Origin of the sequence: Burkholderia sp. ABCPW 14, assembly GCF_001523835.1 — a bacterium.
GTDB classification, from domain to species: Bacteria; Pseudomonadota; Gammaproteobacteria; order Burkholderiales; family Burkholderiaceae; genus Burkholderia; species Burkholderia mayonis.
Genome location: NZ_LOVS01000088.1, coordinates 60,892 through 74,369, shown reverse-complemented (window position 1 = coordinate 74,369; position 13,478 = coordinate 60,892). Strand labels below are relative to the sequence as shown.

General features: G+C 66.7%; 15 protein-coding genes. 11 read left to right on the top strand and 4 right to left on the bottom strand.

Annotation, left to right across the window (positions count from 1 at the left end):
* Positions 1–10: 10 nt before the first annotated feature.
* On the bottom strand, positions 11–1,171 hold the full coding sequence (locus WS62_RS13575) for a TauD/TfdA family dioxygenase (protein ID WP_066571441.1): 1,161 nt from the start codon (positions 1,169–1,171) through the stop codon (positions 11–13).
* A 35-nt stretch (positions 1,172–1,206) separates the two neighbouring features.
* The gene (locus WS62_RS13570; RefSeq protein WP_066571439.1) at positions 1,207–2,001 is read right to left on the bottom strand and encodes a methyltransferase domain-containing protein; all 795 of its coding nucleotides are present in this window, start codon (positions 1,999–2,001) and stop codon (positions 1,207–1,209) included.
* A gap of 556 nt (positions 2,002–2,557) precedes the next feature.
* Here WS62_RS13570 and WS62_RS13565 point away from each other — a divergent pair.
* The 6 genes from WS62_RS13565 to bcmE all read left to right on the top strand — a co-directional run bounded on the left by WS62_RS13565 (position 2,558) and on the right by bcmE (position 7,713).
* Complete coding sequence (locus WS62_RS13565; RefSeq protein WP_066571437.1) at positions 2,558–3,049, top strand: NUDIX hydrolase; 492 nt, start codon at positions 2,558–2,560, stop codon at positions 3,047–3,049.
* Positions 3,046–3,501: a nucleoside 2-deoxyribosyltransferase gene (locus WS62_RS13560; RefSeq protein ID WP_059472011.1), complete on the top strand. Its 456-nt coding sequence runs from the start codon at positions 3,046–3,048 to the stop codon at positions 3,499–3,501. The genes WS62_RS13565 and WS62_RS13560 overlap by 4 nt, the downstream gene beginning before the upstream one ends.
* Before the next feature lies 1 nt (position 3,502).
* Positions 3,503–4,492, top strand: a complete 990-nt coding sequence (locus tag WS62_RS13555; RefSeq protein WP_066571435.1) for a thymidylate synthase — start codon at positions 3,503–3,505, stop codon at positions 4,490–4,492.
* 22 nt (positions 4,493–4,514) lie between these two features.
* A complete protein-coding gene (locus WS62_RS13550) occupies positions 4,515–5,255 on the top strand; it encodes a class I SAM-dependent methyltransferase (protein ID WP_066571434.1) in 741 nt (246 codons plus the stop codon).
* Positions 5,256–5,468: 213 nt separating this feature from the next.
* Entirely contained in the window at positions 5,469–6,269 is an 801-nt protein-coding gene (gene thiD / locus WS62_RS13545) for a bifunctional hydroxymethylpyrimidine kinase/phosphomethylpyrimidine kinase (RefSeq protein WP_066571433.1), read from the top strand.
* 64 nt (positions 6,270–6,333) lie between these two features.
* Complete coding sequence (bcmE, locus tag WS62_RS13540; RefSeq protein WP_066571432.1) at positions 6,334–7,713, top strand: thiamine pyridinylase; 1,380 nt, start codon at positions 6,334–6,336, stop codon at positions 7,711–7,713.
* Positions 7,714–7,843: 130 nt separating this feature from the next.
* On the opposite strand, the gene WS62_RS13530 is transcribed toward bcmE, so the two are convergent.
* Together WS62_RS13530 and WS62_RS36355 are read right to left on the bottom strand one after the other, a co-directional pair.
* Complete coding sequence (locus WS62_RS13530) at positions 7,844–8,653, bottom strand: SAM-dependent methyltransferase (RefSeq protein WP_082720941.1); 810 nt, start codon at positions 8,651–8,653, stop codon at positions 7,844–7,846.
* 537 nt (positions 8,654–9,190) lie between these two features.
* Positions 9,191–9,406, bottom strand: coding sequence for a hypothetical protein (locus WS62_RS36355; protein ID WP_156440971.1), 216 nt, complete (start codon positions 9,404–9,406; stop codon positions 9,191–9,193).
* A 502-nt stretch (positions 9,407–9,908) separates the two neighbouring features.
* Between WS62_RS36355 and WS62_RS13520 the strand changes: the two genes are divergently transcribed.
* The 5 genes from WS62_RS13520 (at position 9,909) to WS62_RS13500 (ending at position 13,347) form a co-directional block, all read left to right on the top strand.
* Positions 9,909–10,328, top strand: coding sequence for an archease (locus WS62_RS13520; protein WP_066571425.1), 420 nt, complete (start codon positions 9,909–9,911; stop codon positions 10,326–10,328).
* Positions 10,329–10,341: 13 nt separating this feature from the next.
* Positions 10,342–11,775 (top strand): RtcB family protein, encoded by a 1,434-nt coding sequence (locus WS62_RS13515; RefSeq protein ID WP_066571424.1) that lies wholly within the window; start codon positions 10,342–10,344, stop codon positions 11,773–11,775.
* A 63-nt stretch (positions 11,776–11,838) separates the two neighbouring features.
* Positions 11,839–12,093: a hypothetical protein gene (locus WS62_RS13510; RefSeq protein ID WP_066571423.1), complete on the top strand. Its 255-nt coding sequence runs from the start codon at positions 11,839–11,841 to the stop codon at positions 12,091–12,093.
* A gap of 127 nt (positions 12,094–12,220) precedes the next feature.
* Positions 12,221–12,919, top strand: coding sequence for a hypothetical protein (locus WS62_RS13505; protein ID WP_066571421.1), 699 nt, complete (start codon positions 12,221–12,223; stop codon positions 12,917–12,919).
* Between the two features lie 128 nt (positions 12,920–13,047).
* Positions 13,048–13,347 carry a GYD domain-containing protein gene (locus WS62_RS13500; protein WP_010115323.1) on the top strand — a complete coding sequence of 100 codons (300 nt, stop codon included), beginning with the start codon at positions 13,048–13,050 and terminating at the stop codon, positions 13,345–13,347.
* Positions 13,348–13,478: the final 131 nt, after the last annotated feature.

Genomic DNA, 13,478 nt, shown 5'->3' with positions numbered 1-13,478 from the left:
TGCCGCGCGCTCAACCCGCCGCGCGCCGCTCGGCCTCAGCGAGAAACGCCTCCCGCGCCCGCAGTTCGCCTTCCTTGAAATACCCGCCGCGCAACGTGCGCGCGATCCCGGGCGCGCCGAAATCGCCGCGTCCGTGAAAGATCCGCCGGTTGTCCCATACGACCATGTCGCCTTGCGACCACACATGCAGATACGATCGCATCGTCGCGACGAGGCGCGCCTTGAACGCGTGATATGCGTTGAAGAACGGCATCAGATCGTCGAAGCCGATGCCGTCGAAGAACATCTTCGTCGGATTGTTGACGAGGCGCTCGACGGAGCCGTCCGGCCGCAGCCGGACGATCGGCGTCCGATGCTCGTAGTGCTTGCGCGCATTCGGATAGTCGGCGCGGTAGACGACGCGCGTGTGCGCGAGCCGCTCGAACATGTCCGGCGACGCGTTGCGCAATTCGGACAGGACCGCCCAGCCGTCGACGAAGCGCGTGCAGCCGACCTGCTCGCGCGCGCAGCGCGGATCGACGTCGAGACCATAGAGGAACTGATAATCGGGCGGCGGCGAGCAGTACGGGATGTCGGTGTGCAGCGGCAATGCCTTCGTGCTGAACGATACGCTGTCGGTTACGTCGTCCGCTTTCACTTCGAGATCGAAGAAGTCGCCGAAGTACGACGGGTCGAGAAAGCCGGCGAGCCGGTTGCGGACGTCGTCGAACGGCGGCGCCGCGCCGTCGCTTGCTTTCAGCACGACGATGCCGAATTCGAACAGTTGATTCAGCGCGCGCCGCAGCGCGGCGTCGCTTTCCAGCACGTCGGCGATGCCGAAATGGCTCGCCAACGGCGCGCCGCGCTCGGGCCAAGGCGTCCAGCGCAGCCGCTCCGCCTGCCGCTCGGTCACAGGGGCGGCGTCGCGGTAGTCGTTGTGCTCGAGCCAGTCGCACGCGTACGTGCTGACGTGCGCGTCCTGCCAGACGATCCGCAGCCCATGCGCGTCGAGCGACACGCGCTCGGGCTGGATGCCTGGCGGAATCGTGCCCGGATCGAAGTGGCGTTGCCGGCAGTAGCCGTTGAAGCAGTCTGCGCACTCGCAAGCCTGGCGCAGCCACACCCAGTGATAGCGGCTCGAACGGCCGGATTCCCAGTCGATCTGCAGATGATCGGAATGCGACGTCAGCATGTCGGCTCCTTCGGAACGCATGTTGTACGGACGAACTATCGGCGCTGCGCGATGAATAGCCCCTGCAGCAGGCATCCTTCCTCGACGAAGCGGATCTTGCGCTGCCAGCGCTCGACGATGTGCTCGGCGTCGAGCATGTCGATCGACGGATCGCGCGTCGCGATGCGCGTCTCGTAGCGATGCAGGTCGTCGATCAACTGGCGGCGCGCGTCGTCGCTGACGTTGCGCGCCGCCACGACATCGAAGCCGGCGTCCGCGACGATGCGCGCGTAATCGTCGATCGTCTTCAGGTCATAGCCGGACACCGATGTGTAAGCGTCGAACTCGGGCGACGAGCGGCCGCGGCAGAAGTCGGTCACGTACAAGCGGCCCTGCGGCGCGAGCAGCGCGTGGCAGCGCGCGAACAACGATGGCTTGTCGTGCTCGTACATCAGCACGTCGCGCGAATAGACGATGTCGAAGCGCTCGCCGGCGAGCGCATCGTCATGGATGTCGGCGTTGACGAAGCGCACGCGCCGCTGCGGATCGAGCGCCGGCTGCCGGGCGGCCGCGAGCTCCGTCATCCGCGGCGCGGTATCGAGCCCGACGACCGTCACGTCGAAGCGGCCCGCGAGATGAAAGGCGGCGCCGCCGAGGCCGGAGCCGATGTCGAGCAGATGCATGCCGGGCTCGATCGACATTTTGTCGGCGAGCATCGTCTTGAATCCTTCGATGCCGCCCGGGCTTTGAAAACCGTCGCCGTAGATAATTTCAGAACGCAGAATATTGCGCTCGTTTGAATAGCGCTGTGCTTCGTATTCGCTGGACAGCCCGATCGGATGCGTTTGCATAATCGATCACCTTTTTTATGTTGCAGTCGCGTGACGATGAGATGTTCCGTGCCGGATGACGGCACGGAGTGGAACAACGTTACGGATTACGGCAAATTCAGGCTGATGCGGAACCTAATACGCCGATTGCGTCAGGGCGTGCGGCGGAAATGCCGCCGGTCGGCCGGACGGCCCGGTTGGGCCATGCGACGGCGCTTCGCCGAAAGTCGTATTGAATCGGCGATGGTTAATAGGTATAGCAACGTCCCGTTTCATTTGTCAATCGGTTGGCGCGATAATCGCTGAATACTCGTGAATATGCGAGGTCGGCAATTTCGTTAAGCAAATCGCATTCGAGAGAATCGATAGGATTGTGTTAGGCTAAGCGCTCTGCGAAATTTCCGAAAACGGAGAGGCCGCTGAATCGAGAAGCGAAAATATGCGTTTGCAAAATCCGGGCGAATTTGTCCGGATTGTTTCATTCATTAATCATAGAGGCGGCCAATTACCGTCGATTTGCGCGTCGGGGCCGAATGAAAGCGCGCGCAGAGAGGGGCGAAGATGCGGAGCATCAACGATGACTGACCCGAAAAGCGCCGGCGCGGCGCCATGTGAACCCACGGCGCTTGCGACACCGCGCGTCGCGGTGATCGCCGTCACGTTTCGCGGCGACGAAGTGATCCTCGTCCAGCGCGGCAAGGAGCCGCAGAAGGGCACATGGGGCTTCCCGGGCGGCTCGGTCGAGCCAGGCGAGCGCCTGCACGACGCGGCCGCGCGCGAGCTGTTCGAGGAGACCGGCGTGCGCGCGGAGGTCGGCGAGCCGATCGACGTCGTCGAGGTGATCGGCTTCGATCCGGGCGGCCAGCACCACCACTACGTGCTGATCGCGATGCCGTGCCGCTATGTCGAGGGCGCGCTGCGGCCGGGCGACGACGCGACGGACTGCCGCTGGGTCCGCGTGCCGGACGGCGTGCTCGAATTCCCGGGCGTCCTCGCAGACCACGTCACGCGCGTGGCGCTGCGAGCGCACGCCATCTGTCATTCCAACCAAAAGGAAAATAACCGATGAAGCGTATGTTCTTGGGCGGACCGTTCAAATCCCTGGTCGACAAGCACACCGGCATCATGCCGGAAGACAGCATCGACCTGTTTCGCCGCGTGATCGATCATTTCGAGGATCGCGGCTGGAATGTGCACTGCGCGCACCGGCGCGAGCATTGGGGGCGCGAATTCATGACGCCCGCCGTGTGCACGAAGACGGACTACGAGCAGATCAGCCTGTGCGACTACTTCGTCGCGTTCCCGGGCGCGCCCGCGTCGCCCGGCACGCACATCGAGCTCGGCTGGGCGTCCGCGCTCGGCAAGCGGATCGTGCTGCTGCTCGAAACCGGCAGGGAATACGCGTACCTCGTGCGCGGGCTCGATGAGATCACGCACATCGAGCGCGTCGAATACAGCGACGGGCGGATCGACCCGGCCGCGATCGAAGCCGCGATCGGCCGCTTCGACGCGAGGGGCTGACATGCGGCGCTATCCGGGTCTCAGCGAGCTCTATCTCGCCACGCTCAGGCACGTCTGCGGCGCGTACGAATACCGGAGCGCGCCGCGCGGGCACGCGGAGCGCGAAATCATCGGCTACGGCGCACGGATCGACGATCCGCGCGCGCGCTTCTGCCGGCACGCCGCTCGCAGGCAGAACGTCGTCTTCAACTACGCCGAGGCGCTGTGGTATCTGTCCGGCCGCAACGATCTCGAGTTCATCGAGCACTACGCGCCTTCGATGGCGCGCTACAGCCCCGACGGCAAGCATCTGCCCGGCACCGGCTACGGCGCGCGGCTGCTGCATTACGGCGACCGCGCGCTCGACCAGATCGAGCGCGCGGTCGACATCCTGTCGCGCGACGACGCCGAGAGCAAGCGCGTCGTGCTGCAGATCTTCAGCGCCGATGAAGATCTGTACCGGCGCAACATCGACGTGTCGTGCACGCTCGGCCTGCAATTGCTGCTGCGCGACGGCCGGCTGCACACGGTGGCCTTCATGCGCGCGAACGACGCGTACATCGGGCTCCTGAACGACGTCTTCTCGTTCACGTTCCTGCAGGAGTACGTTGCGTCGCGGCTAGGATGCGAGGTCGGCACGTATTCGCACCACGTCGGCTCGATCCACGTGTACGACGACAACCTGCCGCGCGTGCAGGCGCTCCTCGACGACGTCGAAGCGGCGATCGTCACCGCCGAAGCGCCGCCGCGGATGCCGGCGGGCACCGGCCCCGCGACGATTCGGCGCGTGCTCGACCACGAAGGCCGGATTCGCGCCGGGCAGATGTCGTTCGCCGCGCTGCAGGACGTCGATCTCGACCCGTACTGGCGTGACGTGCTCGGCCTTTTCTGGATCTATCGCGGGATCAAGTCCGGCAATCCGCCGCCCGACGACGCGCTCGCGTTCGTCGGCCCGTTCCATCGCGCCTATCTCCTGAACCGCTGGGACATGGCGTCCGCCTCGCCTCAATAACGCACAAGGACCGAGAATCTCGATGAAGACCGACTGGACCGAACAGCAGGTTTCGCAGCGCTTCGACGCATACGACGACCGGATCGAGGACCGCTTCGGCTACCGGCCGCTCATCGCCGAGCTGACGGGCGCGCACGGCACGGCGATCCGCGTGCTCGACTACGGCTGCGGCGGCGGCAAGGTGTCGCGGCGGCTGAAGGCGGCGGGCGTCGCGCACGTGACGGGCGTCGACATCGCGACGACGATGATCGACAACGCGAACGCGGCCGGCACCGATGCGGGTTTGCAGTTCGCGCACATCGACGGGCCGTCGCTGCCGTTCGCCGACGCGAGCTTCGATGCGGCGATCAGCTGCTTCCTGTTCGTCAACATTCCGGAGCGCGCGGAGCTCGCGCGCGTTGCCGCCGAGGTGCTGCGCGTGCTGATGCCGGGCGGCACGTATTACATCCTCGATACGAACCCGCGCACGACGGGCGTGCAGTTCCCGACGTTCCGCAACGGCGAGCCGGGCGTCGTGTATCGCGACGGCGACACGCGTCCGGTGTATCTCCACGTGCCCGGCATGGGCGTGTTCGACGTCGTCGACACGCACTGGGACATCCCGACGTACCGACACACGCTCGAAGAGGCGGGCTTCGCGCTCGCTGCGACGACGGAGCTCGGTTTCAGCGCGGCGGAAGCGGACGGCGCGCCCCGCGGGTATGCGGACGCCGAAGGCAGCAAGCCGTTCGTGCTGTTCAAGGCGACGAAGCCGCAGCGCTGAAGCGGCGGGCGCGCACGGCGCGGCGTTCGCCCTGCGATACGGGCGGGCGATCGAACGCCGCCGCAGTGCCCGTGCGCCCACCGATGGCCGCATGGGAGCGGGAAAGCACGCGAGCGTTACCCGTGCGGCCGATCGCACGACCGGGCGATGCGGCCCGCCGACGGGCGCCGCATCGCTCGAATACCCATTAAAAAAGATGAATCACGAGGGAACATGATCGCGAACGTACTGACGATCGCCGGCACCGACCCGACGGGCGGAGCGGGCATTCAGGCCGATCTCAAGGCATTTTCGGCGATGCGCGCGTATGGCATGTCGGCGATCACCGCGGTCGTCGCGCAGAACACGACCGGCGTGCGCAGCTTCCGCGCGCTCGATCCGGCGTTCGTCGCGGACCAGATCGACGCGGTGTTCGACGACGTCGCCGTGCACGCGGTCAAGATCGGCATGATCGCGACGGCGGCGATCGCGGAGGCGGTCGCCGCCGCGCTCGTCAGGCATCGCGCCGCGCCGATCGTGCTCGATCCGGTGATGGTCGCGAAAAGCGGCGACCGGCTGCTCGATCCGGACGCGGTCGACGCGATTCGCGACAGGCTCGTGCCGATCTCGACGCTGATCACGCCGAATCTGCCGGAAGCGGGCGTGCTGCTCGATCGAAGCGAGCCGCGCACGCTGGACGAGATGCATACGGCGGCGGCCGATCTGCACGCGCTCGGCCCGCGCTGGGTGCTGCTGAAGGGCGGCCATCTGGCGGGCGAGCGCAGCGTCGACGTGCTGCGCGGCCCGGCGGCGGCGACGGTCGAGCTGTCCGCGCCGCGCGTCGCGACGAAAAACGACCACGGCACCGGCTGCACGCTGTCGGCCGCGATCGCCGCGCTGCTGCCGAGCCATTCGGTCGAGGACAGCGTGTGCCGCGCGAAGGCGTACCTGAGCGATGCGCTCGCCGCGTCCGACAAGCTCGACGTCGGCCGCGGACACGGACCCGTCCATCATTTCCACGCGCTATGGGATTGACGCTTCCGCCGCTCGCGGCGCCGAAACGCATCCACGCACACGACTCATTCGACAAGGATTCATCATGCGTCGCCTCTTGTGCTGTATCACGATCGTTCTGGGCTTCCTGGTCGCCGCGCCGTCGCATGCGGGCAGCGCGGCCGCCGTCCAGCAGCTGACGGTCGCGCTGTATCCGTGGGTGCCGCGCATCGACCAGTTCAAATCCGCGATCGAGACCGAATGGAAGAAGGCGCAGCCGGCCATCGCGCTGCAATTCGTGTCCGCCGACGAGTGGGACGGCGGCTACCGGACCAATCCGCCCGCGAACGCCGACGTCTATGTGTACGACGCGATTTTCTTCGATTATTTCCGCAGCCAGAACTGGCTCGAGCCGCTCGCGGCGAACGAGATCCTGAACATCGGCGATTTCCTGCCGTACGCGATCGACGGCGTGAAGGCGGGCGACCGGTACTACAGCATCCCGCAGCTCGGCTGCGCGAACGTGCTCTTCTATCGGAAGGACGACGCGGCGCTCGCGGCCGCGACGACGCTCACGCAAGTGCACAGCGCGCTCAAGCAGTGCACGTTCACGAGCGAGATTCCGCCCGACAAGCGCGGGCTGATGATCGACATGGCCGGGCGGACGACGAACGCCGCGCTGTATCTCGACGCCGCGCACAGCCGGACGGGTGCGTATCCGCTGCCGCTGCCGTGGAGCGCGAACGACCTGAACGGCGAGGCGGTCGCGAGCCTGCGCTCGCTGATGGCGATGTCGAGCTGGCTGAACGCGACCGCGGAGCTGCCCGGCCAATACGACCGATCGACGTGGTTCAGCGACGGCGAGGGACGCGCGGTGATCGGCTATTCGGAATCGATGTCCGCGATGAGCGAAGCGGCGCGGCAAAATCTCGATTTCAAGTTCCTGCCGCTGTCGGACGAGCCGCAGCCGCCGCTTTTCTATGCGGACGTGATCGGCGTGAACACGACGACGCACGCACGCGGCACGCGGGCGCTCGCCGTGCAGCTCGCGAACGTGATCGCTGCTTCGTCGACGATGGTGCAAAGCGTCGGGCCGGACCAGAGCGGCGTGCCGCAGTATCTGTTCTCCGCGCGGCGCAGCGTATTGCAGACGCTCGCGCAGCGCTATCCGCTCTATCGGAGGATGGTCGCGCTGCTCGATGCGCGCGAGCCGGTGATGTTCAAGATCGATGCGCAGTCGCGCAACTGGCTCGCATCGATGAGCGGGCCGATCGCGCAACGCGCGCGTACCGGCTATCCGTGCGGCTGCGATGTCGACACCGCGTTGCCGGTCGCCGACTATCGCGGCGCGCAGGCCGTGTGCCCGACCGTCTGCGCGACGCGGGGCGGCTGGAACGGCCAGTGGACCAATCAGTCGCCCGCGGCGCCCACCGGCACGTCCGCGTGCGGCTGCAACGCGTGCCCGACGCCGGCGTCCGCGAAATAGCCGAGCGCGCCCGCGGCCCGTATCGATCGCGCCGACCGCGCGAAGCCGTGACGGGCGGCGTCCGGCCAGGTCGAAACGGCGGGCCGGACGTCCGACGCGCGCAGCGCCGGCCCTTTGCCGGCGCGCGCGCCTACAGTTGCGCCCACGCGCACATCTGCCCGAAAGATTCGACCTGAGCGCGAGATTCGTAGATCTCGCACTGCAGGTCTCCGCTCAGCCGGTCGAACTCGATCCGCTTGCCGTTGCCGAGCAGCGTCCATTCGGGATCGGTGGACAGCGCCCGCAGGATTTCCGCATGCCATGAACTGAGGTTCGTGGCCGTTCCGCCGTCGACCGGAATCTCGTACGACATCTTCGGCAACGGCAGCCCCGCGGTCGCGAACAGTTTGACCATCCGGTGCGCGACGTCGAATGACGGGAACATCCGCTTGCAGCGATCGAGAATCTCCATCGCGACCGAGTCCCACAGGTTGATGGGCGGCATCGATATTGGCTTGCGGAAGAAGTCGGGCTCATGGAACGCGATGAATCCGCCCGGCTTCACGAAGCGCGCCGCGTGGCGGATGAACTCCGCGACGTGAAGCTGATGCATCAGCACACACCGGGCGACCACGACGTCGAAGCTGTGCGCGCCCTCGACCTGATCGAGACCGCATGCGCGGAAGCGGATGTTGTGCAGCCGCGCGCGCTCCGCGTTGGCGATCGCCGCGTCGATCGCGACGTCGCTCTGGTCGATCGCGACGACCGCGCCGGCCGGGCCGATCATCTCGGCCGCCAGCATGCTGACGCCGCCCGTCCCGCAGCCGATGTCGAGCACGCGCATCGAAGACCGAAGGCGCGCGGATTCGAGCAGGCGCAGCGTGATCGGCTTCAGCATCTCCGACTGGAAGTCCAGTCGGCGAAGTTCTATCGGGGAGTGGCCCAATACATATTTGGACATTGTTCGTTTGATCTCCTCTTGACGAATTGTCGTCGGTGGCGGAAGCGCGTCGGGTGTCGCATATCGTTTGTGCGTTGCGCGCTCGCTCGCCGCGAACGGCGGGCGACGACGCGCGCATTGGGCAGACGGCGCCCGTGACGCGTTGCCGAAGCCGCTGCGCGGAGCCGGCTCGCGTAATCGGCGGGCCGGCTTTGCGGCATCACGGCGTCACGAAGGCCGTCGCAACTGCGCAAGCGATCGGCATGCAGCGGCAGCGTCGAACGCGATACGCGAGCGCATCGCACGCGCTCGTGATGCTTGTTGGCGGGCGGAGCGCGGCAAGACGCTCGTGCATGACTGCAACGCGACGCACACGGACGCCTCGATTTGCTGGTCGGCTGATCGGCGGGGCTTCGCGAAATGGCAACCGGGATCGTGCGATGTCCGGCCACATTTCAGGCACGCCAATGTGCGTGGTACGGCTTCCGAATCGATGCGGCCGTTCTTTTCCGATACCGTGCGTATTCGCCGCGAAACGCGCGTCGGAACCCATGCGGTTCACAGCGAATCCTGCTTTGATAGCACGCGGTTTCTTTGGCGAAAAGCACGAAGCTTCGGAGGTCGCGCGTCATCCGAACGATCGACGCGGCGGCCTTCGAACGCATGCGTTGAGCAATGGGCAATGCCGATCGACGCAGCGGTCAACATGCGCGGGATTTGTTTCGGCACCTTGACGGCTGGCGTCGCTGCCGGCTTGCATGCCATGGCGGACATTCGAGTCGCCTATTGTCACGATAGACGAATGTAGCGAATGAGACGAATCGCACGCGCGTGGCCTGGGGAGCTCAACGACGCGGCGAACGCCACACGAATGCGATGCAAGCGCGCCGCAGGCGGCTCGCTCCGATCCGCGCGATCCTCGCAGACGATGATGGGCAACCCGCCGACCCGCCCCCGGCGCCGATGCGCATCACGCCGCGGCAACCGCGCTTCCGGCCCCCTTGACCTGCATTAATCCGTCGATCACCAGCGAACGGCATTTTTTGGACCAGCGAAATAGTGCGCGCCGAACGTGCCGCGTGCGACTTCGATGTCTGCAAGATGATCTCCCGGCCGCCGGCCCGTCGTCACGGCTCGATTCCGAATGCGCCACGGGGCGGCGATTGACGCAGGTCAAGGCCCGTCCGGGCGCAACATCTAGGCTTGTTTCGCATGCGATCGACGTGGCGAGCCGGCGAACATCGGGCGTCGCGCGTCGATCGAGGAGCGAAGCGAAATGACCGCACTTTGGGAGCATTTCCAGCATGACGCGGATGTCGGCGTGCGCGGCGTCGGCGAGACGCTCGCGCAGGCCTACGAGCAGGCCGCGCTCGCGCTGACGGCGATCGTCGCGAATCCCGCGTCGGTGCGGCCGCTGCGCGCGTTCGAGATCGCCTGCGCGGAGACCGACCGCGAGCTGCTGCTCGTCGACTGGCTCAACGCAATCGTCTACGAAATGGCGGTACGCAAGATGCTCTTCAGCCATTTCGACGTGACGCTCGCCGACGACGGCCTGCGCGCGCACATTGCCGGCGAGCCGGTGGACATCGCGCGGCATCGTCCGGCCATCGAGCCGAAGGGCGCGACCTACACGGCGCTGCGCGTGGACCGGCTCGACGACGGCGCGTGGATCGCGGAATGCGTCGTCGATGTCTGAACGGAGCATGCCGATGGACCTGACTCGGCTGAAGCAGCACGGCGAGTTCGAATGGCACATTCCGCCGGCGGGCGGCATGCGCGTGCCCGGCATCGTCTATGCAGACCGCAAGCTGATCGGCGACATGGACCAGAAGGTGTACGAACAAGTCTGCAACGTCGCGACGCTGCCGGGCATCGTCGCCGCGTCGTTCGCGATGCCGGACGCGCACTGGGGATACGGCTTCCCGATCGGCGGCGTCGCGGCGTTCGACGCGCACGCGGGCGGCGTGATCTCGGCGGGCGGGGTCGGTTTCGACATCTCGTGCGGCGTGCGCACGTTGCATACGGGGCTTGTGCGCGAGGATATCGACACAGTGAAGAAAAAGCTCGCCGACGCGCTGTTCACGCACATCCCGGTGGGCGTCGGCAGCACCGGGCGACTCAGGCTGTCGGCCGCGAAAACGGACGACATGCTGACGGGCGGCGCCGCGTGGGCCGTCAAGCAGGGCTACGGGACGCCGCTCGATCTCGAACGCATCGAGGAGGGCGGCATGGTGCTGGATGCGAAGCCGTCCGCGGTGTCGGCGCTCGCGAAGAAGCGCCAGCGCGACGAGATGGGCACGCTCGGCTCCGGCAACCACTATCTCGAAGTGCAGGAGATCGCCGATATTTACGATCCGGCGAGCGCGCAGCGCTACGGACTGCAGCGCGGGCAAGTCGTCGTGACGATTCACTGCGGATCGCGCGGGCTCGGTCACCAGATCGGCACCGAATTCCTGAAGGAGATGGTGATCGCCGCGACAGGCTACGGCATCGCGCTGCCTGACCGCGAGCTCGCATGCGCGCCGATTCTGTCGGATCTCGGCGAGCGCTATCTGGGCGCGATGCGCGCGGCGATCAACTGTGCGCTCGCGAACCGGCAGATCCTCACGCATCTGACCCGGGAAGTGTTCGCGAAGGTGCTGCCGGCCGCGCAACTGACCCTGCTTTACGACGTGTCGCACAACACGTGCAAGGTCGAAGAGCACGTGATCGACGGTCGCCGCCGGCAGCTTTACGTCCATCGCAAGGGCGCGACGCGCGCGTTCGGGCCCGGCCATCCGGCGCTGCCCGACGCGCTGCGCGACGTCGGCCAGCCGGTGCTGATCGGCGGTAGCATGGGAACAGCGTCGTACATCCTGGCCGGCGCGGACGCGGCGGGCGGCGAACGTGCGTTCGGCTCCGCGTGCCACGGCGCGGGCCGCTGCATGAGCCGCTTCGCGGCCGCACGGCGCTGGCGCGGCCGGGCGCTGGTCGACGAGCTCGCGAGCCGCGGCATCCTGATCCGCAGCCCGTCGGACCGCGGCGTCGCCGAAGAGGCGCCGGGCGCGTACAAGGATGTCGGCGCGGTCGTCGACGCGGCCGTCGAGGCCGGGCTCGCGCGCAAGGTCGCGCGGCTCGTGCCGATCGTCTGCATCAAGGGTTGATGCGATGCATCCACCCGGAGCGAAACGAGCGGCCTCAACCGGAACGGGAGAAAAGCCATGTCCATGAAGCTCAATTCCGCATCGCACCCCGCCACTGCGACCGAAATTCGCGACATCGTCGGGCCGATCGAAGACGACGTCATCGCGAAGATCCTCGAAATCGAACCGACGGGCACCGAAGTGCTCGATGCATACACGTGGTTCAGATCCGACGAACGCCTGCAGTTCCGCCTCGATCGCGAACCGCATGGCCGGACCGCGCGCGTGCTCGAGATACTGGAGCGCGAGGAGGCGGACGGCGACGACATGCGCCCGTGAATCCGCGCATCCGAAATCGAATGCGGCGCGGGTGCGGTGGACGCGAGCGCACCGCGCCCGCGCCGCACGAATGCGTCTGCGATTGCGGCTACGTCAGTCATCGTCGGGAACAGGCAGACGAATCGTTATGGTCAAGGCGAACCGCAACTATCGAGCCACGTCCGCCGCGCAGCCGGCAACGCCTCCCGTTGCCCGCGGGCGCGCGCCCGGCAAACCGCCGCGTCAGCGGGCGCTGCGGGCGTTCCTGTCCGCGCGCGTCGGCGCCGAATGGGCTTCGGTGCGTGCCGAACTCGCGCAACGCTTTCCCGAGCAGCCCGACGTTGCGGCCGACCTCGTGGCGACGCATACGTCGTCCAAGCACGGGCGCGTTCGCGTTCACGCCGCGCACGGCGTCGTCGTCGCGCTCGAGGACGCGAACTGCGCGTTCTACGTCCATCCGGAGCTCGGCACGCTGATGCGCAACGCCGCGCTCGCGTCGCGCGTGCAACACGAGAAGGAGCGCGAAGCGCGACGTGCGGAGGAACTGCACGCGCGGATGCGTCCGGTGTCCGCGCATACACAGGCGCACAAGATCGGGCCAGCGTGGTATCTGGTCGAGCTCGACTATCTGCCGTTCCCGCGCCGTGAAGCCGCCGATACGGGCGCGCGCCACGCGCACGAGCACGAAGCCGTGTTCGACGCGGTGCTGGCCCGCGTCGTCGACGCGTCGGACCGCTTCGACCTCGAGCACATTTACGGCCGGCGCGGTGTATACGGGGCACGCAAGCGCGAGCTGTCGTACCGCGAGCTGCGCGATCTCGGCTTGCTTTCGTCAGTCAAGACGTGACGGGCGGACGGGATTCCGGATGGACGGCGCGCGATGCCCTGACACGTCCGGACCTTGATCGTAATCAATGGATGCCCGATCCGATGCGCAATGCTTGGATGTGTCGATCAGCGCGCCAGGAGACGACCATGCCGGACTTCGTACTGTTGACGCGTTTGTCCCCGGAGGGACTGAAATCGCCATCGAGCATGGAGACGCTCGAGAAACGCGCGGTCAAGGAAATCGAGGAAGCGTGCCCGGGCATCGAATGGCGGCACAGCTACGCGATCCTCGGGCCATACGATTATCTCGACGTGTTTTCCGCGCCGGACATCGAGACGGCGTTCAAGGTGTCGGCGATCCTGCGCACGCTCGGACGCTCGCACGCCGAAGTATGGGCCGCGACCGAGTGGCGCGCGTTCAAGGCGATCATCGAATCGATCGGCTGATCGCGAGCCGATCGAAGCAGGCCGATCGAAGCAGGCCGATCGAAGCAGGCCGATGCGGGAGATGCGCAGCCGATCGCTGCGCGACGGCCCGCATCGCCTGACGAGCGGCCAAGGACCGTTTCATGGGAGGC

Bases quoted from the DNA above. Each gene is read 5' to 3' on its own strand.
- WS62_RS13575 (WP_066571441.1), bottom strand. From the start codon at position 1,171: ATGCTGACGTCGCATTCCGATCATCTGCAGATCGACTGGGAATCCGGC.
- WS62_RS13570 (WP_066571439.1), bottom strand. From the start codon at position 2,001: ATGCAAACGCATCCGATCGGGCTGTCCAGCGAATACGAAGCACAGCGC.
- WS62_RS13565 (WP_066571437.1), top strand. From the start codon at position 2,558: ATGACTGACCCGAAAAGCGCCGGCGCGGCGCCATGTGAACCCACGGCG.
- WS62_RS13560 (WP_059472011.1), top strand. From the start codon at position 3,046: ATGAAGCGTATGTTCTTGGGCGGACCGTTCAAATCCCTGGTCGACAAG.
- WS62_RS13555 (WP_066571435.1), top strand. From the start codon at position 3,503: ATGCGGCGCTATCCGGGTCTCAGCGAGCTCTATCTCGCCACGCTCAGG.
- WS62_RS13550 (WP_066571434.1), top strand. From the start codon at position 4,515: ATGAAGACCGACTGGACCGAACAGCAGGTTTCGCAGCGCTTCGACGCA.
- thiD (WP_066571433.1), top strand. From the start codon at position 5,469: ATGATCGCGAACGTACTGACGATCGCCGGCACCGACCCGACGGGCGGA.
- bcmE (WP_066571432.1), top strand. From the start codon at position 6,334: ATGCGTCGCCTCTTGTGCTGTATCACGATCGTTCTGGGCTTCCTGGTC.
- WS62_RS13530 (WP_082720941.1), bottom strand. From the start codon at position 8,653: ATGTCCAAATATGTATTGGGCCACTCCCCGATAGAACTTCGCCGACTG.
- WS62_RS36355 (WP_156440971.1), bottom strand. From the start codon at position 9,406: ATGTCCGCCATGGCATGCAAGCCGGCAGCGACGCCAGCCGTCAAGGTG.
- WS62_RS13520 (WP_066571425.1), top strand. From the start codon at position 9,909: ATGACCGCACTTTGGGAGCATTTCCAGCATGACGCGGATGTCGGCGTG.
- WS62_RS13515 (WP_066571424.1), top strand. From the start codon at position 10,342: ATGGACCTGACTCGGCTGAAGCAGCACGGCGAGTTCGAATGGCACATT.
- WS62_RS13510 (WP_066571423.1), top strand. From the start codon at position 11,839: ATGAAGCTCAATTCCGCATCGCACCCCGCCACTGCGACCGAAATTCGC.
- WS62_RS13505 (WP_066571421.1), top strand. From the start codon at position 12,221: ATGGTCAAGGCGAACCGCAACTATCGAGCCACGTCCGCCGCGCAGCCG.
- WS62_RS13500 (WP_010115323.1), top strand. From the start codon at position 13,048: ATGCCGGACTTCGTACTGTTGACGCGTTTGTCCCCGGAGGGACTGAAA.